12 protein-coding genes are annotated in these 20,292 nt (G+C 60.1%); 8 read left to right on the plus strand and 4 right to left on the minus strand.

What is annotated here, in order from left to right:
- Nucleotides 1-157: 157 nt before the first annotated feature.
- Nucleotides 158-1,735 (minus strand): hypothetical protein, encoded by a 1,578-nt coding sequence (locus HER32_RS00100; RefSeq protein WP_168679505.1) that lies wholly within the window; start codon nt 1,733-1,735, stop codon nt 158-160.
- Nucleotides 1,736-1,925: 190 nt separating this feature from the next.
- Here HER32_RS00100 and HER32_RS00105 point away from each other — a divergent pair, with 190 nt between their 5' ends.
- Nucleotides 1,926-3,488, plus strand: a complete 1,563-nt coding sequence (locus HER32_RS00105; RefSeq protein WP_168679507.1) for a hypothetical protein — start codon at nt 1,926-1,928, stop codon at nt 3,486-3,488.
- Between the two features lie 200 nt (nt 3,489-3,688).
- Here the strand turns inward: HER32_RS00105 and HER32_RS00110 are convergent, their stop codons facing one another.
- From HER32_RS00110 to HER32_RS00120, 3 genes are all read right to left on the minus strand, one after another.
- Nucleotides 3,689-5,167 carry an exonuclease domain-containing protein gene (locus HER32_RS00110; protein WP_168679509.1) on the minus strand — a complete coding sequence of 493 codons (1,479 nt, stop codon included), beginning with the start codon at nt 5,165-5,167 and terminating at the stop codon, nt 3,689-3,691.
- Nucleotides 5,168-5,323: 156 nt separating this feature from the next.
- The gene (locus tag HER32_RS00115; RefSeq protein ID WP_168679511.1) at nt 5,324-5,800 is read right to left on the minus strand and encodes a ferritin-like domain-containing protein; all 477 of its coding nucleotides are present in this window, start codon (nt 5,798-5,800) and stop codon (nt 5,324-5,326) included.
- 95 nt (nt 5,801-5,895) lie between these two features.
- The gene (locus tag HER32_RS00120; protein WP_149072510.1) at nt 5,896-7,083 is read right to left on the minus strand and encodes an AI-2E family transporter; all 1,188 of its coding nucleotides are present in this window, start codon (nt 7,081-7,083) and stop codon (nt 5,896-5,898) included.
- Between the two features lie 193 nt (nt 7,084-7,276).
- On the opposite strand from HER32_RS00120, the gene HER32_RS00125 reads away from it, so the two are divergent.
- The 7 genes from HER32_RS00125 to thrS all read left to right on the plus strand — a co-directional run bounded on the left by HER32_RS00125 (nt 7,277) and on the right by thrS (nt 20,163).
- Entirely contained in the window at nt 7,277-9,196 is a 1,920-nt protein-coding gene (locus HER32_RS00125; RefSeq protein ID WP_149072511.1) for a DNA topoisomerase IV subunit B, read from the plus strand.
- Nucleotides 9,197-9,646: 450 nt separating this feature from the next.
- A complete protein-coding gene (locus HER32_RS00130) occupies nt 9,647-12,184 on the plus strand; it encodes a PAS domain-containing protein (protein WP_168679520.1) in 2,538 nt (845 codons plus the stop codon).
- Between the two features lie 59 nt (nt 12,185-12,243).
- The gene (locus HER32_RS00135; protein ID WP_149072513.1) at nt 12,244-12,663 is read left to right on the plus strand and encodes a two-component system response regulator; all 420 of its coding nucleotides are present in this window, start codon (nt 12,244-12,246) and stop codon (nt 12,661-12,663) included.
- A gap of 291 nt (nt 12,664-12,954) precedes the next feature.
- The gene (locus HER32_RS00140; RefSeq protein WP_232066325.1) at nt 12,955-15,936 is read left to right on the plus strand and encodes a DNA gyrase/topoisomerase IV subunit A; all 2,982 of its coding nucleotides are present in this window, start codon (nt 12,955-12,957) and stop codon (nt 15,934-15,936) included.
- A gap of 119 nt (nt 15,937-16,055) precedes the next feature.
- A complete protein-coding gene (locus HER32_RS00145; protein WP_168679522.1) occupies nt 16,056-16,922 on the plus strand; it encodes a hypothetical protein in 867 nt (288 codons plus the stop codon).
- A 33-nt stretch (nt 16,923-16,955) separates the two neighbouring features.
- On the plus strand, nt 16,956-18,101 hold the full coding sequence (locus HER32_RS00150) for a tetratricopeptide repeat protein (RefSeq protein ID WP_168679525.1): 1,146 nt from the start codon (nt 16,956-16,958) through the stop codon (nt 18,099-18,101).
- A gap of 118 nt (nt 18,102-18,219) precedes the next feature.
- Nucleotides 18,220-20,163, plus strand: coding sequence for a threonine--tRNA ligase (gene thrS / locus HER32_RS00155; RefSeq protein ID WP_168679527.1), 1,944 nt, complete (start codon nt 18,220-18,222; stop codon nt 20,161-20,163).
- Nucleotides 20,164-20,292 lie beyond the last annotated feature (129 nt).

The raw sequence follows: 20,292 nt of genomic DNA on the forward strand, positions 1-20,292 counted from the left end.
GCCCTTTCCCGAACGTAATGGGAAAGGGCTTTTCACTGAAAGGTTAGTTCGAATTTCGTAAAGAACAGATTTGCTTGGTTGCCGTCGTGCAATGCCATAGTTCTCAGCTGGCCCCCTTAGCACATCAACACATTCCCACATCAGCACATTTTTCTCATTAGCGCCCGGAGCCGTCCCGGTCGAAGGCGTGGGGTGCTACGCTATGGGCGGTTCGGTTCTTGGTTTCCTTGCCGGGAGAAATAGTGTTGTTGCGGTGGGTATCGAAGAAGCGGGTTTTACGCCGCAGGCCGGCCACGTGGGAGTTGTCTTCCACCGTGTCATCGTCAGGGCCTCCGTAGATATCCACGAAGGGCGAGGAGCGGACGGTGCCGCTCAGCTCAAAACGGTCTTTGCCCTGGAGGCCGTGCAGAACTATGGTGTGGGTTTCGCGGGGGTGAAAGGTGCGCTGATACAACGGTTGCTCCGCCTTTTTCCCTTCCAGCGGATACACCGTCACCACCGTGGTGCTATCGGTGCGGCGCTCTACAACAAACCGTTCGGCTTCGTCGGTGCCGGCCACCACTACGCGCCGGGCTTTGAGCCGGTACAGCTCCGCAGCGGCGTTGGGCAAGGTGGCCCGCCGCGCCCGCAGGCTGGCAGCCAGGCGGGCCCCCTCCAGCCGATACACGGCCCGTGGCAGCCGCCGCACTGCCGAGTCGATAACGGCATCCGTCAGGCGGCGCTGCAGATCAAGGGCCGTAGCCTGGTACTGCTGGTGGGTTTGGCCACTCAGGGCCCGCTCATCAATAAACTGGGCGTTGCGGGTGTAGCCTTCTATGCTTTGAAACTTGGGGCCAAACGTGCGAAACTTGGCTACCGCTTTGCTCACCACCCAGGAAAGGATACCATCATCAAACCGGAAAAAAACCTGGTCCCGGTCCTGGGGAATAGGCCGCCAGGTGGTGCGCCCATCCGCTTGCTTGAAAGCGGCCCAGCTCCACTGCCCCTCGTGCCGGTCCCAGTCGCCCAGCCACACATCCAGGAGGCGGGCCCGCAGGAAGGCCGCTTCATCCAGCACGGACTTGGGGGAGGCATACCGCTCCGCCAGCACATCCTCTGATTCTTCCAGGTCCTGGGCGCCGGCCAGAAGGCCGTAGATGTTGGCTTTGCCTTCTAGCTTTTCTTCCAGCAGCACCACTTTTCCGCGCAGCCGCTCCGAAGTAGGCCCCAGGCCTTGCTCATCGGGGCGCACGTAGAACAGCCGCGGGTTGGTGTGGTACACCCCGGCCGCCTGGGCCAGGGGCGGCACCACCAAGGCTCCGTAGGGCATAGCCGCTGAGGTGGCATCCCGCACCACAGTCATTATCAAGGTGGGCTGCAAGGGTTTCGGCAGCGTTTTGGATGGGTCCTTGTCCACGCTGCGCAAGGCGTAGGTTCGTCCGTCGGCGCCCTCCACGGTCATGCTGATGGTTTGAAAGCCGCCGCCGACCTTGCCCGGCTTCAGCCCCCCGGGCACCGCAGTTGTCAGGTCCAGCACGGGCAGCGCGACGGGCTCGGCCCACACGCGGCGGTAGTGCTTGCCAAGCAGAAAGCGGCCAATGGGGCCCCGCTGGTAGTGCCGCCCGGCCGTAACGGTAGCACTGTCGGCCGGGGCGGAGCCCGGGCTGAGGCGGGCATCGGGCTGAAAAAAATGAGAGGTGGCGCAGCTGGTCGTAACCAGCAGAGAAGTGAAAAGGTAGGGGAGACGTAGACGCATGCAACAAGCCAGCCTTATGCGGCTGATGCTCCCTTCAACGGCGCCGGGCCAAAAAAGTAAACGTTCAGCTTAACAACCGTCGTTGGCCGGATTGCGCTATAAGGTCGGCCGCTATGGTGCAGCTTGTTTTTAAGTCAGGTTTTTTTCTTCCTCCGTGCAGGTTCAGTTGATTTCGCGGCTCCGGCCTTCTGTGGTACTTCTCGTGGGCGGGCTGTTCTGCTCCTGTACGGAGCCTGCTCCGGCCGGGCCTCCGCCCCCGGTTATCCCCCCCGATTCGGTAGTAACAGTCGCGGCGGGGCCGCAGTACATGCGCGGGCCCGTGCACCGCTTCTTCTGGGGCGGGCACTACCGTGCCGTGTGGAGCAAGCCCGTGCGCGTGCCGGTAGTGAGCTTGCGCAACCTGGTGCCGGGAGGCCTCACGCCCATCGAAGCCGGAGGGAGCTTTCAAACCAAAAACCTGCGGCTGGTTGACCAAAGCGGGCGGCAGTTTGTGCTTCGTAGCGTGGATAAAGACCCCACCAAAGCCTTACCCGAAAATCTGCAGGCGGGTGCCATTGGGCGGTTGATGAAGGACCAGACCAGCGTCATCCAGCCCTACGGGGCCTACATTGTGCCAGTCCTGGCCCAAGCTGCGGGCGTTTATCATACCAATCCCCGCCTCGTATACGTGGGCGACGATGTCGGGCTGGGCGCGTTTCAGAAAGACTACGCCAACGCCCTGTATTTGCTGGAAGAACGGCCCGAGGGCGACCAGAGCACCGTGGCCAGCTTCGGCCGCTCGGCCAAGGTAGAAAGCTCCCGGAAGGTATTTACCAATTTGCTCTTCAAGGCCGACCACCGGGTAGAAGCCACCCAGTACCTGCGGGCCCGCCTGTTTGACATGTTTCTGGGCGACTGGAGCCGGCGCGAAGACCAGTGGCGCTGGGCCAGCTTTGGCACGCCTGCTGGCGGGGTCCGCTACGAGGCCATACCAAGGGACCGGGACCATGCCTTCTTTAAGTTCGACGATGGCGTGTTCACTCGCATCATCTCCTGGGTGAAAAGCAACTACCAGAGCTTCCATGAGGAAATTCGGCTGGGCGATGTGGAAGGTTTGAACCGGGCGGCCCGCCCCATGGACAAGTCCCTGCTGGTGTATCTGTCCGCTACCGACTTCCGGCAGGTAGCCGACTCGCTGAAGCGCCGGCTATCCGATCAGGTCATTGAGGAGGCTATTGCGGCTTGGCCGGCCGAAATACAGACGTTGTCGGCGGCCGAGTTTCGCCGTAAGCTTCGCAGCCGCCGCGACCAGCTCCCGGCCGTGGCGGCCAAGTTCTACGAGCTGCTGGCTCAGGACGTAGAAGTGCCCGGCACCGACCAACCCGAGCGGTTTGTGCTCGAAGCAGCCGGCCCCACGCAGCTACGCCTGAGCGTGTATCAGCGCAACACCACGCGGGCCGACAGCCTGATTGGCCAGCGCACTTTTCTGGCCAGGGATACGCGTTCGGTGAAGCTTTTTGGCCTGGGCGGCAACGACCAGTTCAACCTGGTAAACCTGCCTGAAACGCGAATTGCTATCAGCATTTACGACGGCGCGGGCCAGGATGGGGTGCTGGTAGTAGGCAAGCTGCCCGCCCGGCCCAACGTGACGGTATATAACTGCGGCGACGGGAATATCATCACCTTGCCCAAGAGCATTAAAGTAGAAGCCTACCAACCCAAAGCCGAAGAGTTTGACGCCGCCGGCTGGCTGCTGCGCCACCGTTTGTATTAGGGGAAGGTGTTGAAGCTGGAAATTAGGTACAATGCTGACTTTACGAGACGCGAGAAATGAGCTTTACAAAGCGTAATGGACGCTATGCAAAACGCCCCTATTCGTTGCAACGAATAGGGGCGTTTTGCATAGCGTCCATTACGGTGTTGCTTCAAGCGGAATACCTTGTGCTGTTCGCGGGAACGTCCTGAGTCGAATGCTTACTTAAACACCTTCACCTTGTCTTTGTGCTTGGTGCGCAGGTACTGGCGGATGATCTGCTGCACATCCTTATTGTCGTTGTAGCGCTTAATGGCGTCCTTGAAATCAGCGAAGCGCCGGGCGGAAAACGTACCATCCACGTAGCCGAAGCCCAGGTAACGGCCGTTTTCTACGACTACCAGGGTTTTCTCGTCTTCGCTGCGGCCACGGCCTACTACCACAAAAGAGCCGTGCTCATAGGTAAAGCTTTCCACGGCTTCCTCCACGCGCTTGTTGTACTCCTCGGCGGGCTCCAGGCCCAGGCAGGCGCCTTTGCAGCGGTGCACCTGATAATCAAAGCAGGAGCCAGGGGTCTTGTACAAGTCGCAGAGCTTCTGGCAGAGGTTGAACTTCGAGACTTTGTGGAACAGAAAGGCCTTGGCCTTGTACTGGTTGCCTAGGGCAATGAGCGGGTGCGACTGGGCATGGTCGTCAGCGCGCCCGTAGTAGAGGTGTTTGTAGCCGTTGTCGTCGGTGCGCAGAAAGATACCGGCCGGAAACACCGAGCGGCGCTGGGCGCGGTTGTAGAGCGGCTTCAGGCGCTTGATTTCGTGAGACTCATACAGCAGCGCCACCAGCTCCGAGCCCGTCAGCTCCCAGGTGATATCCGAAATGGAGTTCTTAAACTCCAGACTTTTGCGCGACTTGTAGTCAACGGCGAAGTGCTGCTGGATGCGCTTGTAGATGTTGATGCTCTTGCCCACGTAAATAACCTCCCCGGCCTCGTTGTGGAAGTAGTACACTCCGGCTTCCTGGGGAAGCGAGGCTACTTTTTCGGGGGTGATGTTGGGCGGCAGCAAGGCCGTGCGAATGGCCTCACGCACGGCTTCTACCTTGCGCGAGGAGGGCTGTTTAGTGGGCTTCTTACCCCCCGGCGCCAGCGCGTCCACGGCGGCCAGCGTATCGGCCGGGCTTACGGTGGGGTTGCGCAGGGCTTCGTCTTGCTGGCTTATCTTGAGAAGCCGGTCGAAGAGAATGGCAGTGGCCCCCGCGTCGCCGGCGGCCCGGTGGCGGCCGTTCAGCGGAATGCCGATGTTCTGGCATAGCTTGCCGAGGCTGTAGCTAGGCTGTCCGGGCATCAGGGAGCGGCTCAGGCGCACGGTGCATAGCGTTTTGCGCGAGTAGTTGTAGCCCAGGTCCGCAAACTCTTTTTTCAGGAAGGAATAGTCAAACCGCACGTTGTGGGCCACAAACACGCAGCCCTCGGTCATTTCCACCACTTTGCGAGCCACCTCGTGAAATTTGGGGGCGTCCCGCACCATATCATCGGTGATACCCGTGAGCTGGGTGATGAAAAAGGGGATAGGCCGGCCGGGATTCAGCAGCGTGTCGTACTGGTCCACCACCTTTTCGCCATCGTGGATGAAGATGGCTATTTCGGTGATGCGGTCCTGTGTGGGCTGCCCACCCGTGGTTTCAAGGTCAATGATGGCGTACAAATGCGGCGCGAATTCGGAGGCTAAAAAATGCTAAGCTGCTTGGTAACAAAGATAGCCACTGATAAGGTTGCAACCGCTACGCGCAGCTACGCCTATCCCACAAATAAAGAAGCCCATCAGCATGGCCGATGGGCTTCTTTTTATAGGTAGGCCAGCTTAGCTTACGCGGCCTTTCTGCTGCGTTACCCAGTTTTTGGCCGACAGAATATCACTATGCTGCTGCTGAATGACAGTGCGGGCTTCTACGGGCAGTTCGCTGGAGCGCAAAGCCACTTCGTAGGCCTGCAGGGCGGTGGCGTCGCCGGTTTCACACTCGCCCAGAATAGCGGAGTCATTTTGCCCGGTTACGGCCGATTTAATGTTAATCCAGCCGCGGTGCAGAGCCGCGGCAGCATCGGTGAGGGCCCCTTCAATCGTGCTTTCCTGACTGGGCGCTTCTACTCCAATACGACGAGCGGCCTGCTCCAGGTCGGCGGCAAACTGGGCCCGCTGCTGGCTGAACTTGCTTAACTCAGAGCGCAGGTCGGGGCTGGTTACGCCCTCGGCGGCTTCCTGGTAGCCTTTGGTAGCGGTTTTATTGATTTCAACCAAATCGTTGAAGGCACGGGCGGTATTTTCGGTGATGGCAGACATAAGTAGGGGTATGTTTTAAGAAAAGAAAACAAGCAGCAAGCGAGGCTCCATGGCCGCCGTTGCTGCTTTCTTATACTACCTGCCTGCCGTGGAGGTTACGTGCCCTGGCCTGTGATGCGCCCCCAGAGGCGCTTGAAAAAGCCCGGCTCACCGCCCGCCAAGCTCTGAATGGTGTCTTCGCCCTCGGCCGTGTCGCCGAGCAGGAAGCCCCAGGGCTCGGTGGCTTTGTTGGCATCCAGCACCACTTTAATTACGGCAATCAGCGGAATGCTCAGAATCATGCCGGGCGTGCCCCAGAGCTCGGCGCCCAGCACCAGGGCCACAATGGCCGCCATGGGGTTGATGCTCACTTGTGAGCCGGTAATCATGGGTGTGATGAAGTTGCCTTCCAGAAACTGCACGAAGGCAAATACCCCGATGACGCCGGCCGCGTGGAGCGGGGAGCCGGTTTCAACCAGTGTGATAATGGCCGGTACGCTGGCTCCAATCATGATACCGATGTAAGGAATAACGGCCAGCACCGAGGCGAAAATGGCGAAGAAGATGGCAAACTTCACTTGCAAGGCCAGCAGCCCAATGCCGTTGAGCACGGCGACAATCACAATGACTTTGAACAGACCCGAAATGTAGGCCTGCACCACCGTTTGGATATTATCGAGGGTGTTGAGGGCGGCGGTGCGCTTATCGGGGGCTACAAACCGGAACAAAAACTGGCGCAGATGGTCGCGGTAATAAAGAAAGCAGAAGATGTAGATGGGCACTTGCAGCAGGTTGCCAATCACAGCCGAAGTCATGTTCAGCGTGGTGTTCAGGTAGCTGCCGCCGTCCTTTTTCAGGGACTTCAGCGTTGACTCTTTCAACTCCTGATCCGTCATGGGGTCGATGCCGAAGCGGTTGGCGGCCCAGGTTTGGATGTCGTGAAAAAACTGCAGCAGTTTGTCCTGGAGCTTGGGTAGCTCGTTTTTGAACTGGCCCAACTGGGAGCCAAACCCGAATACGATGCCCGTAAACACGACTACCATCAGCAGCAAACACAGAATGATGGCCGCCACCCGGGGCACGCCTTTCAGCTCCAGCCAGCGGCTAATAGGGAGTAGCAGCAGGGCAAACAAGGCCGAAAACAGCAGCGGCAGCAGCACGTCGTCCAGCACCTTCAGCGAGTAAACCAGCAGAACTCCCGCCAGCAGCAGAAAGGCAAACTGAATGACGGGGGCCTGCCGTACCTCCGCGTTGGGCTTATGGCCGGAGGGGGGCAAATGGTGTTGGGTAGAGGGAGGAAACATGTTGCTAATATGATTGGGATGTAGGGGAGAGGAAAGGCGGTGTTGCAGAAGCAATAAGCCGGTAGGTAGGAACCAAAAGCGGCCAGTGTTGGGTTGGGAACGAAAATTTTGCTAATTTTACTAGCGTAAGCTCGGCGCGGAAAAGGTCAATTTTCTGCGTTATTTTACCTCGCATACGTTTATTGGATTCCCGATGGCTGAACCACAAGTACTCCCCGCCCAACACGCCTACACCGAAGATAGTATCCGCTCCCTCGACTGGCGCGAGCATATCCGGCTGCGGCCCGGTATGTACATCGGCAAGCTCGGCGACGGCTCCAGCTACGACGACGGCATCTACGTGCTGGTGAAGGAAGTAATCGACAACTCCATTGACGAGCACGTGATGGGGCATGGCCGCACCATCGACATCAAAATCTCCGACCAGCGCGTGCAGGTGCGCGACTACGGCCGGGGCATTCCGCTGGGCAAAGTGGTAGAAGTTGTCAGCAAAATCAACACAGGCGGTAAATACGACAGCAAGGTATTTCAGAAATCTGTGGGCTTGAACGGCGTGGGCACGAAGGCGGTTAACGCGCTCAGCAATTATTTTCTGGTGCAGAGCGTGCGCGACGGGCAGATGAAGTCGGCGGAGTTTGAGCAAGGCGTGCTCAAAACCGACCCCAAGCCCCAGCCCACTTCCCAGCGCAACGGCACGCTGATGGTGTTCCAGCCCGACGATACCATTTTCAAGAACTACCGCTTCATCCCGGAGTACCTCGAAAACCAGGTTTGGAACTACGTGTACCTGAACGCGGGCCTGACCATCAACTTCAACGGGCAGAAGTACTTTTCCGAAAATGGTCTTGCGGACCTGCTGGCCCGCAAAGCCGATGCCGACAGCCTGCGCTACCCCATCATCCACCTCAAGGCCCCGGACATTGAGCTGGCCCTTACCCACGGCAACGACTACGGGGAGGAGTACTACTCCTTCGTAAACGGGCAGTATACCACCCAGGGCGGTACCCACCTGGCGGCCTTCCGCGAGGCCGTGGTGAAAACCGTACGCGAGTTCTACAAAAAGGAATACGACGCGGCCGACATCCGTGCGTCCATTATTGCCGCTATTTCCGTGCGGGTGCAGGAACCTGTGTTCGAGTCGCAAACCAAAACCAAGCTGGGCTCCCTCAACATGGGCGAGGATGGCCCCACCGTGCGCGGCTTTATCCTGGACTTCCTCAAAGAGCACCTCGACAACTACCTGCACAAGAACCCGGCCGTGGCCGAGGCGCTCAAAAAGCGCATCGAGCAGAGTGAGCGGGAGCGAAAGGATATGGCCGGCGTGAAAAAACTGGCCAACCAGCGCGCCAAGAAAGCCAACCTGCACAACCGCAAGCTGCGGGACTGCCGCTTCCACTTAGGCGAAACCAAAGATGCCGAGAAGGAACAGCTCACCACCCTGTTCATCACCGAAGGCGACTCGGCCTCGGGCTCCATTACCAAAAGTCGCAATGTAGAGCTGGAAGCCGTGTTTTCCCTGCGCGGCAAGCCCCTCAACTGCTTCGGGCTGAAAAAGAAGATTGTGTACGAGAATGAGGAACTGAACCTGCTCCAGCACGCCCTCAACATCGAAGAAGGCATTGAGCACCTGCGCTACAACCGCGTCGTTATTGCCACCGACGCCGACGTGGACGGTATGCACATTCGCCTGCTGCTGCTCACCTTCTTCCTGCAGTTCTTCCCCGATCTGGTGCGCAACAACCACGTGTTCATCCTGGAAACGCCCCTGTTTCGGGTGCGCAACAAGAAAACCACCATCTATTGCTACAACGAGCAGGAAAAGCAGGCCGCCATGCGCCAGCTGGGCCGCAACCCTGAGGTTACCCGCTTTAAAGGACTGGGTGAAATCAGCCCCGACGAGTTCGGCAAATTCATTGGGGAGAACATCAAGCTAGAGCCCGTCATTCTCCAGTCCGACCGCAGCATCCAGCAGGTGTTGACTTACTACATGGGCAAAAATACCCCGGCCCGTCAGGAGTTTATCATCGACAACCTGCGCCTGGAAAAAGACCTCATCACCTCCGACGTGCTGCCCGTGAGCGAGGTAGCCGAAGAGGACGTGGCCTTTGCCTGAACGTTGTAGCGACGCGACACTGCCTGGTCGTTGAACAACCGGAGCCGCGCCGGCTACCCAACGGCCGCCAGGCCAGAAACACGAAGTGCCGCGTCTTGCCCAGTACCTTGCTCCCAACAACGCCCCACCCGGTCTCGGCCAGGTGGGGCGTTTGGCAATGGTGCGCACCGGTACCCCGGCTTTACCCGGCCACGGCCCGCGTTATGGGTTTCGAGCAGGGTGAGGCCGGCGGCTTTCAGGGCTTTGGGGGCGTAGGTAGCCAGGTTGGCGCGGCCCTCGGGTGGATGAGGTGCTAAATCTGCTGCTTCGGTGCGGTGCGGGGGCACCATGGGTAACAAGCTAAAAAGTACGGGATTCAGCTACGCCAGGCAGGTTGGGGGCACGCGGTAGGACCCGGCCGGCCGCGCTTGTGCCCGCCCGTTGTATCTTTCCGAATTCTACTGTGTTCGTATGCCTTCCTTCCCGGTTTCCCCGCCTGATGACCTGACCCTGACGCTGCTGAATGTGTCCTTGACGGGTATCATTCTGTTTCGGCCGGTGCCGGGCGAGGCCGGGCCCGACGACATCGTGGACTTTGCCTATGACTACCTTAACCCGGCCGCCCAGCGGATGCTGCAGTTGCCGGAGCAGCCTGCCGATACGTTTCTTACCCTGTACCCCCATGCCCGGCAGACCGGTATTTTCGCCTTCTACTGCGCGGCCTACCACGCGGCCGAGGCCCGCCGCTACGACGTAAACTACCAGCACGACGGCCTGGATAACTTTTTCCGGCTCTCAGCCCAGCGCAGCGGGCCGCGGCTGGTGGTGAGCTTTACCGACACGGCTGACCACAGCCGTACGCCCGCCGAGCAGGCCCTGCGCGAAAGCCAGGCCCGGGAGCAGGCCGCACGCGCCGCCGCCGAGCGGGAGCGTAACCTGCTGGAGACCATTCTTACCCAGGCTCCCGTGGCCATGGGCGTGCTGCAGGGCGAGGAGCAGGTGGTGGTAGCCGTGAATGAGCAGATGAGTACCATCTGGGGCTACCCGCGGGCGCAGCTGCTAGGGCGCCCCTTGCTGGAGGCCGTGCCCGAGCTGCTGGGGCAGGGCTTTACCGAACTCATGGCCGACGTGGCCCGCACCGGTGTGCCCTTCGTGGGAACCGAGGTGCCGGCCCTGCTGCTGCGCAACGGCCGCCTGGATACCTACTACTTCAACTTCGTGTACCAGCCCCTCTACGACGCCGCCGGGGGGCTGCTGGGCGTGCTCGACCTGGCCGTGGATGTAACAACGCAGGTACACAGCCGCCAGGATATTCAAAACCTGAATGAGGAGCTGGCCGCCACCAACGAGGAGCTGCACGCCGCCAATGAGGAATTCTTTCAAAACAACACCGAACTGGCCCGCACCCAGCTGCAGCTACAGCAATTAAACGAGGAGCTAGAAGCCCGGGTGCTGGCTCGCACCCAGGAGGCCCGTGCCGCCCGCGCCGAGGCCGAGGAGCATCGGGCCCGCCTGGAGCGGCTGTTTATGCAGGCCCCGGCCAGCATTTGCATCCTGGGTGGCCCCGCGCTGGTGTACGAGCTGGTAAACCCTGGCTATCAGCAGCTGTTTCCCGGACGCAGCCTGCTGGGTAAGCCCATTCTGGAAGCCCTGCCGGAAATAGCCGGCCACACTGTCTACCACACCTTTCAGCAGGTGTACGAAACGGGCGTCACGCACCAGGAGCTGGGTATGCTCATTCCGCTGGCTCGCCCCGAAGATGGGGTACTGGAAGACCGGTATTTCAACTACATCCAGCAGGCGCGCCACAACGAGCAGGGTCATATCGATGGGGTACTGGTGTTTGCTTTCGAGGTAACCGACCAGGTGCGGGCCCACCAGGCTCAGGAGGCCACGGCCAAGCAGCTGAAGCTGATAACCGACGCGCTGCCGGTGCTGATCAGCTACCTGGACCGGGAAGAAAAGTACCAGTTTGTTAATCAGGCCTATGAACCCTGGTTTAAGGTGCCGGCTGAGAGCCTGCTTGGCCGCACGGTGCGGAGCGTAGTGGGCGAGGCGGCCTACGCGCAAATCAAAGACTACATCGGGCGGGCCCTGGCCGGGGAGCAGCTCACGTTTGAAGCCCGCATGCCCTACAGCGCCGAGGTAATCAAGTACATCCACACCAACTATGTGCCCGATGTACAGCACGGGGAAGTGAAGGGCTTCTACGTGCTCATCACCGACATTACGGACCAGGTAGAGGCGCGCCGGCAGGTGGCCGCCGCCAACGAGGAGCTGCACCTGCGCAATGCCGACCTGGCCGCGCTCAACCAGCAGCTCACGCGCACGAACGTGGACCTGGATAGCTTCATCTACACGGCCTCCCACGACCTGAAAGCTCCCATCACCAACATCGAGGGGCTGTTGCACGTGCTGCAGAGCATGCTCACCGTTTCGCCCGCGCCCGCGCCCGATGCCGCGCCCGTGCTGGGCATGATGTACGAGTCTGTAACCCGTTTTAAGCGCACCATTGGTCACTTGAGCGATGTAACCAAGCTGCAGAAGGAGCATGCTCAGCCTACTTCCGAGGTAGCCCTGGAGCCTGTGCTGCAGGATGTAGTTCTGGACTTGGCGCCCCTGATTTCCCAAAGCGGCGCCCAGCTGGCCGTGGACTTTGCCAACAGCCCCAGCGTACGGTTCTCCCCGAAAAATCTGCGGTCGGTGCTGTTCAACCTGCTCAGCAATGCCCTCAAGTACCGCCGTCCCGACCGCCTGCCCCGGGTGCGCCTGGGCAGCCACGCCGATGGCGACTACGTGGTGCTGACTGTGCAGGACAACGGCCTGGGTCTGGCGCCCGAGCAGCTATCGGAGCTATTCACCATGTTCCGCCGCCTGCACAGCCACGTGGAAGGCTCAGGCCTGGGGCTCTACATGGTCAAGCGCAGCGTGGAAAATGCGGGTGGGCATGTGTCGGTGGTCAGTGAGCCCGGAGCCGGCTCTACCTTTTCCGTGTACTTCCGGCGCTAGTTTTTGTAGCTTACCTTTTTACCGCCCCGAAGTTTCGGGCCGGCTATATCTTCCGCTCTATGACTCCGCTACCATCCGTTCTGCTGATCGACGATGATCCGATCAATAATTTTCTCAACAAAAGCCTGCTTACGCGCCTGGGGGTGGCCAGCCATCTGCAGATAGCCCAGAGCGCGCACGAGGCCTTGCAGTACTTGGCAAAAGGCGGCCAGGCTGCGCCGGAGGCGGCACCGTCGCTGGTACTGCTGGACGTGAATATGCCCGGCATGAGCGGAATTCAGTTTCTGGAGGCTTACCGCCAACTGCCCGAAGTGCCGCCCAGCGTAGTGGTTATCCTGACTACTTCCCTGCACCCGCGCGACGTGCGCCAGGTAGAGGAACTGGGTATTGTGCAGGACTTTTTAAGTAAGCCCCTCACCCCGGAGAAAGTAAACGGGCTGCTGCGAAAGCACTTCAACCGCCAACTGCCCGAATGCTAAATAGACGTGAACTGCTTGCTGCAACCCAATAAAAGGCAGGGAGTGCCGCAAAAGTAGCTCCTCGCATAGCGCCTGCTTAAATGGCCATTCCAGGGAATAGATACGTTGAAATATTACCAATGAAATTAGCTTGTAAATGAGGGGGTAAATGCCGTAATTTGAAGCAATGAGCGTTTTTAAGGCCAAATCCATCTTTGGAATATTGGTTCTTTTGGCTAAGAATTTTGGGAACTTTGCCAGCCTGCTTTGCCTTAGAGCTTATTGCGTTCTGCGCAGCTAACGGTACTTTTGATGACAACCCGCATACCCCTTGCCGACCAACCCCTTGTTTCGATGGTCAACTCCGACTCTCCGATTGATGATGCAGCCCAGCCCTTGCTTTTTGGCTCGGGCGACACGATGAGCTTTGAACCCACTGCGGCTGCGCCGGCCGCGGCCGAAATGGCCCTCGACGGAGAGCAGCCGGAAACCCCCGCCGAAACCCAGCAGCTCCTGCAGGAAATGGCCGCCGTCGATGCCGAAGCGTCGGTGGAGGAGGCCCCGGAGCCCGTAGCCGAGGAAGAACCCAAATTTGCCCCCGGCGAAACCATTCACGATGTAGCTACCGTGAATGGTATGTACCAGAACTGGTTTCTGGACTATGCCAGCTACGTGATTCTGGAGCGGGCGGTGCCGGCCATCGAAGACGGACTCAAGCCCGTGCAGCGCCGCATTCTGCACGCCATGAAGGAAATGGACGATGGCCGCTTCAACAAGGTCGCCAACGTCATTGGGCAAACCATGCAGTACCATCCCCACGGCGACGCCTCCATTGGCGACGCCATGGTGAACCTGGGCCAGAAGGACCTGCTCATCGAGACCCAGGGCAACTGGGGCGATATTCGCACCGGCGACGGTGCGGCCGCGCCCCGCTACATCGAAGCGCGCCTGAGCAAGTTTGCCTTGGACGTGGTCTTCAACCCCGACATCACGGAGTGGCAGATGAGCTACGACGGCCGCAAACGCGAGCCTACCACGCTGCCCGTGAAGTTTCCTTTGCTGCTGGCCCAGGGCGTGGAAGGCATTGCCGTAGGCTTGAGCACCAAGATCATGCCCCACAACTTCCGGGAACTGTGCAAGGCCAGCATCGACGTGCTGCGCGGGCGGGAGGTGCAGCTCTTTCCCGATTTTCCGACTGGGGGGCTCTGCGATGTCAGTAACTACCAGAACGGGCAGCGCGGGGGCAAGATTCGTCTGCGCGCCACCATCGAGAAGGCCGACAAAACCATGCTCGTCATTCGGGACATTCCCTACGGCACCACCACCACGGCGCTGATGGAGAGTATCGTGAAAGCCTCGGAGGCCAACAAAATCAAGATCAAGAAGGTCGTTGACAACACGGCGGCCGAGGTGGAAATACAGGTGCACCTGCCCAGCGGTGTGTCGCCCGACCTAACGATGGATGCGCTGTACGCCTTCACCGACTGCGAAATCTCCATTTCCCCCAACACCTGCGTTATCATCGAGGACAAGCCGCGCTTTGTGGGCGTGGACGATATGCTGCGCCTGAGCACGGGCAAAACGGTGCGCCTGCTGGAGCGGGAGCTGGAAATTCGTCAGGACGAGCTCAACGAAAAGTGGCATTCCGCTTCGCTGGAAAAGATTTTCATCGAAAACCGCATCTACCGCAAGATTGAGGAGTGCGAAACCTGGGCCGACATTCTCCAGACCATTGATACCGGGCTGAAAAAGTTTGTGCGCATCAGTGGGGAAAAGGAAAAAGCCAACGACACCCGCCTGGTGCTGCGCCGCGCCATCACCGAAGACGACCTCACGCGGCTCACGGAAATTCGCATCAAGCGCATCAGCAAGTTTGACGGTTTCAAAGCCGAAGAGTACATCCAGCGCCTCGAAGCCGAGCTGGCCGAAGTAGCCGACCACTTGGCCAACCTCACGCGCTACGCCATCAACTACTTCGAGGGACTGCTGAAAAAGTACGGCGCGGGCCGGGAGCGGAAAACCCAGCTGCGCACCTTCGACGTGGTAACGGCCCAGAAAGTAGCCGTGGCGAACCAGAAGCTGTACGTGAACCGCCGCGACGGTTTTGTGGGCTACGGCCTGAAGCGCGACGAAAGCGTGGAGTACATCTGCGACTGCTCCGACCTCGATGACATCATCGCCATCAAGCGCGACGGGACGTTTGTGGTGACGCGCATTGCCGAGAAAACCTTCGTGGGCAAGGACATCCTGCACGCCGGCGTCTACAACAAGAACGACGACCGGCTGGTGTACAACATGGTGTACCTGGATGGGGCCTCGGGCATTAGCTTCGCCAAGCGCTTCCTCGTTACGGGCATCACCCGCGACAAGGCCTACGACCTGACCAAAGGCACCAAGGGCACCAAGACGCTTTACCTCACGGCCAACCCCAACTCCGAGTCGGAAGTAGTAAGCGTACAGCTGTCTGATAAAGCCCCGGCGCGCGTCAAGCAGTTCGATTTCGACTTTGCCGAGCTGGCCATTAAAGGCAAAGGCTCCATGGGCAACATCGTAACCAAGCAGCCCATCAAGAAAATCACCCAGAAAAGCCTCGGCGACTCCACCCTGGGCGGGCGCGAAATGTTCTTCGATGCGGTAGTGGGCCGCCTCAACACGGCCGGGCACGGCCGCTACCTCGGCACCTTCGACACCGACGACACCCTGCTGACCGTGTACAAGGACGGCAGCTACGAGCTGAAAACGCCCGACCCGGCCCTGCACTTCGACGTGCCCAACATGGTGTTGCTGCGGAAGCTGGAGGCCGATACGGTTATCAGCGCAGTGTACGTGGAAGGCGAAACCAAGACGCACTACGTCAAGCGGTTCAAAATTGAAACCAGCACGCTGGAGAAGCGCTTTGCTTTTATTCCGGAGTCGAAGGGCTCCAAGCTATTGTGTGCCACCTGCTTCCCCGAGCCCGAGGTAGAAATAAAGCTGCAGCGCGACAAAAAAGCGGATAAGGAAACGGAAAAGCTGCCCTTGCACAGCTTCATCGACGTGAAGGGCTGGAAAGCCATGGGCAATAAGCTCAACTACTTCAAGGTGCATGGCGTGATCCTGCTCACCGACGAAGGCCCCGAGCCGGAGCGCCGGCAGCTGAAAAAGAAGGCCGGTCCGGCCACCATTCCCCGGCCGGCAAGCGTCGAAACCGGCCCGCTGCCGGACCTGACGGGGCCCGTCAACGTATCGGCGGCGGACATTGCCCAGGCGCAAGCCGTGCTTAAAACACCCAAATCACAGCTCAAGCTTTTTTAATTACACTGCCTTTTCTTTGAAGCCCCGCCGACCAGCGGGGCTTCTTTTTTCGGGCCATTTCCGGAAACGGAAATTTCAGAACCCCGATAAAAAACGCAGCTTTGCGGAAACACCTTTCCGTGGCTTCTCCTGCTCCCTGGCTTTTCCGACTGCTGCCAACTGCGGGCCTTGTGGTCCTGCTCGCGGCGGGCGCGTGGCCGGCGGGGGGGCAGAGCAAAGCTCCAGCCGCCGCCCCGGCGTCGGCGCCCAAGCCCTCGGTGCGGAAGCTGCTGGCAGATGCCCGCGCCCTGCAACGCCAGTACCGCGACTCCGAAGCCCTGGATAAGTACGAGCAGGTGCTGCGGGCCGATGCCAAAAACTACGAAGCCCTCTGGCAGGCCGCCCTGCTCAACCTGCGCATAGGCCGCCGCTACACCGATGAAACCCGCAAAAGCGCCTATTTCACCATGGCCCGGGGCTACGCCGAGCGCAGTTGGGCGCTCAAGCAGGAGGGAGCCGAGTCGAACTACGCCGTGGCCCTGACCCTCTACGACCAGGCTACCCTGCTCCGCGCCAAAGACCGCCTGCAAGCCTACCGCGACATGAAGCCCTACGTGTTTCTGGCCGTAGCCCGCCGCCCCGACTGGTCGGAGGCCTGGCAGCTGCTGGGGCGCTGGCACTACCGCGTAGACCACTACAACCTGTTGGAGCGGGCTTTTAGCGTGCTGTTCCTGGGAGGGAAGCCTGGCGGGGCCAGCAGCCGCCAAGCCATTGATGCCCTGCAGCGCGCCAAGGAGCTGAGCCCGCAGCGCATGGAAGTGTATTTTGACTTGGCCCGGGTATTCGAAAATCAGAACCGGCGCGCCCAGGCCCTGGATATTCTGCGGCAGGCTTCCTTGCTCACCCCCGTTACCACCGAAGAACTGGAAATCAGCCGGCGCTGCCGCAACCTGCGGCAAAAGCTGGAGCGGAAAGTCAGTCGGCAGGCCGCCGGGGCGCCAAAGTAGGAGCGGGGCTGCCGCCACTGTTATCTTTGCCCTATGAACACGCGCATCCTGGCTGGTTTGGTAGCTGGCGGCGGCAAATATTGCCTGCTGCTGGCGGGTTTGTGGCTGGCTGTCGGCTGCAACCCCGAAGTAAGCGAAGCCCCCGAGGTGATGGTGCAGCTGGGCACCGTGCAAAGTGGCCCCGCTATTCAGGCTGAGGAGTTGAACGGGGCCATTGCCCGCCAGCCTGGCAACGCCAGCCTGTATGCGCACCGCGCCGAGTTTCGGCTGGATGCCGGCCAGGCCGAGCAAGCCCTGCGCGACATCAACCAGGCCCTGGAGCTGGATGATGCGCCGGGAGAGTTTTATTACCTGAAAGCGCGGGCTTTGCGGGCACAGGGCCAGTTGCCGGGGGCTCTGGCCGCCGCCGCCACTGCTTCCCGCCACGGCTACGCTTCTGCCTCATTGAGCCTGCTAGTGGGGGAAGCCCACTTAGCCGCGCGCCATTATTCTGCTGCGTTAGACCACCTCGACCGAACCCTGCGTCAGGAGCCTACTAATGCCGGCGCCCTTTTCTACAAGGGCCTGGCCTACGCCGGCCTGCGCGACACGGCCCAGGCCCTGAGCTTTCTGCAAGCCAGCGTAAAGCTGGATCCGCATCAGCCGGAGACACTCCACCAACTGGCCTTCCTGGCTAATGCCAACCACCAGCCCCTGCTGGCAGCGCCTCATGCGGCCCGGGGCATACGCCTGGCCCCTACCTACGGGCCGCTGTACTATGACTACGGCCGGCAGTTTGATCTGCAGGGTGCCCCCGATAGCGCCCAGCAGTATTTTCTGAAGGCACTGCGCTTCGATTCTACCCTGTACCGCGCCGATTATCGGGTCGCCCTGGCCCTGTTCCGGCAACGCCAGTACAAGGCCGCTATTCCCCACCTGCAACGGGCTGTTCGCCGGTCGGCGGGGCTGCCCAACGTGCGGCAGATGCTGGCCGAAAGCTACGAGGCCCAGGGAATGCACGAGCTGGCCCTGGCTCAGTATCAGCAGCTGGTGCTGGAAAACCCCGGCAACCGGCACTGGACGTATAAAGTGTGGAAGGGCAAGGCCCGGGCAGCGGGGCAGCCCACGAATGAGCCGCGCCGGGAAGCCGTGGCTCCTGTAGCGCCGCTAAGTATTTCCCGCCCTTCCTCGGGTTTTTAAGCGGCTTTTTCCGTGCCCGGCCCAGCTACTGCCCGGGGCTGACATCGCCCAAACTTTCGCTCATCTTTCTAACTTGCGGCCTCACGGCTGTTTGTATAGCCATTATCTACCCCATTCAATGCTTGATATTACCCTCCCCGACGGCTCGGTGCGCCAGTTTGTAGATGGCACCACGGGCTACGACGTGGCCGCCAGCATTAGCGAAGGCCTGGCCCGCAATGCCCTCGGCGTGCGCGTCAACGGCGAAGTGCGCGACCTGCACCGCCCCATTACGGAAAATGCCCATGTGGCTATTCTCACTTGGAACGACCCGGAAGGTAAGTCTACCTTCTGGCACTCCTCCGCCCACCTGATGGCCGAAGCCCTCGAGGCGCTGTACCCCGGCGTGAAGCTGGGCATCGGCCCCAGCATTGAGAACGGCTTCTACTACGATATCGACCTGGGTGAAGGCCGCACGATTTCCTCCGAGAACTTCCCCGAAATCGAGAAGAAAATTCTGGAGCTGGCTAAAAAGAAAAGCCAGTATGAGCGCCGGGAGGTGAGCAAGGCCGACGCCATTGCCTACTTCACCGAAAAAGCCGACCCCTACAAGTTGGACCTGCTGGAGCGCCTGGAAGATGGTTCTATCACGTTCTACACCCAGGGCGACTTTACCGACCTCTGCCGGGGGCCGCACATTCCGGATACTTCGCCCATCAAAGCGGTGAAGCTGCTGAACGTGGCCGGGGCCTACTGGCGCGGCGACGAGAAGAATAAGCAGCTCACGCGCATCTACGGCATCACCTTCCCCAAGGCGAAAGAGCTGACGGAGTACCTCGAAAAGCTGGAAGAAGCCAAGCGCCGCGACCACCGCAAGCTGGGCAAGGAGCTGGAGCTGTTTGCCTTTTCCGAGAAAGTAGGAGCGGGGCTACCCCTGTGGCTGCCCAAAGGCACCGCCTTGCGCGAGCGGCTGGAGCAGTTTCTGCGCCGGGCCCAGACGAAGGCCGGTTATCAGCCCGTAGTCACCCCCCACATTGGCGCCAAGGAGCTGTACGTGACGTCGGGGCACTACGAGAAGTACGGCGCCGACTCGTTTCAGCCCATCAAGACGCCAAACCCGGGCGAGGAATTCTTCCTCAAGCCCATGAACTGCCCGCACCACTGCGAAATCTACAAAACCAAGCCGCGCTCCTACCGGGACCTGCCCCTGCGCCTGGCCGAGTTCGGCACGGTGTACCGCTACGAACAGAGCGGGGAGCTGCACGGCCTGACGCGGGTTCGGGGCTTTACTCAGGATGATGCCCACATCTTCTGCCGCCCCGACCAGGTGAAAGAGGAATTCCTGAAGGTAATTGACATCGTGCTATACGTGCTCAAGGCCCTGGATTTTCCGGATTTTACGGCGCAGATTTCCCTCCGCGACCCGGAAAACAAAACCAAGTACATCGGGTCGGATGAAAACTGGTCCCGGGCCGAGGCAGCTATCCAAGAAGCAGCCGCCGAGAAAGGGCTGAATACCGTAACAGAGTTGGGCGAGGCGGCTTTCTATGGTCCCAAGCTCGACTTTATGGTGCGCGACGCCCTCGGCCGCAAATGGCAGTTGGGTACCATTCAGGTAGACTACAACCTGCCGGAGCGCTTCGACTTGGAATACGTGGCTTCTGACAACTCCCGGCAGCGCCCCGTCATGATTCACCGGGCCCCGTTTGGGTCGTTGGAGCGCTTCGTAGCCGTGCTGATTGAACACTGTGGGGGCAATTTCCCGCTGTGGCTCTCGCCCGAGCAGTTTGCCGTACTGCCTATTTCGGAGAAGTACCAGGAGTACGCTCAGCAAGTATTCGACCGCCTCAGCCAGGCCGAGCTGCGGGGTACGATTGATGCCCGCGATGAGAAAATCGGGCGCAAGATCCGGGATGCCGAAATGTCCAAGGTGCCGTATATGCTCATTGTGGGCGAAAAGGAACAGGAAAACGGCATCGTGTCGGTGCGCCGCCACGGCGAAGGCGACCTGGGCTCCATGCCCATCGATGCCTTTGTGCGAAACTTCCAGGAACAGGTAGCCGAGATGATGCGGGGCGCCTAGCGCCCCGGGATTCTTGAGCCGTATTTCGCTCTCAGGTTGTTGCAATAGAAAAAAAAGCGGATATTTGCCCACTGATACGCCCGCCCGGCTTGCCGTGACGGGCGTATCAGTGCCAGATAGCCATATCTT

The organism is Hymenobacter sp. BT18, from assembly GCF_012273015.1.
In the GTDB taxonomy this organism is placed as follows: Bacteria; Bacteroidota; Bacteroidia; order Cytophagales; family Hymenobacteraceae; genus Hymenobacter; species Hymenobacter lutimineralis.

Coding starts and splice junctions, on each gene's coding strand:
- HER32_RS00135 (WP_149072513.1), top strand. CDS start 12,244: ATGACTCCGCTACCATCCGTTCTGCTGATCGACGATGATCCGATCAAT.
- HER32_RS00125 (WP_149072511.1), top strand. CDS start 7,277: ATGGCTGAACCACAAGTACTCCCCGCCCAACACGCCTACACCGAAGAT.
- HER32_RS00115 (WP_168679511.1), bottom strand. CDS start 5,800: ATGTCTGCCATCACCGAAAATACCGCCCGTGCCTTCAACGATTTGGTT.
- HER32_RS00120 (WP_149072510.1), bottom strand. CDS start 7,083: ATGTTTCCTCCCTCTACCCAACACCATTTGCCCCCCTCCGGCCATAAG.
- HER32_RS00150 (WP_168679525.1), top strand. CDS start 16,956: ATGAACACGCGCATCCTGGCTGGTTTGGTAGCTGGCGGCGGCAAATAT.
- HER32_RS00130 (WP_168679520.1), top strand. CDS start 9,647: ATGCCTTCCTTCCCGGTTTCCCCGCCTGATGACCTGACCCTGACGCTG.
- HER32_RS00100 (WP_168679505.1), bottom strand. CDS start 1,735: ATGCGTCTACGTCTCCCCTACCTTTTCACTTCTCTGCTGGTTACGACC.
- thrS (WP_168679527.1), top strand. CDS start 18,220: ATGCTTGATATTACCCTCCCCGACGGCTCGGTGCGCCAGTTTGTAGAT.
- HER32_RS00140 (WP_232066325.1), top strand. CDS start 12,955: ATGACAACCCGCATACCCCTTGCCGACCAACCCCTTGTTTCGATGGTC.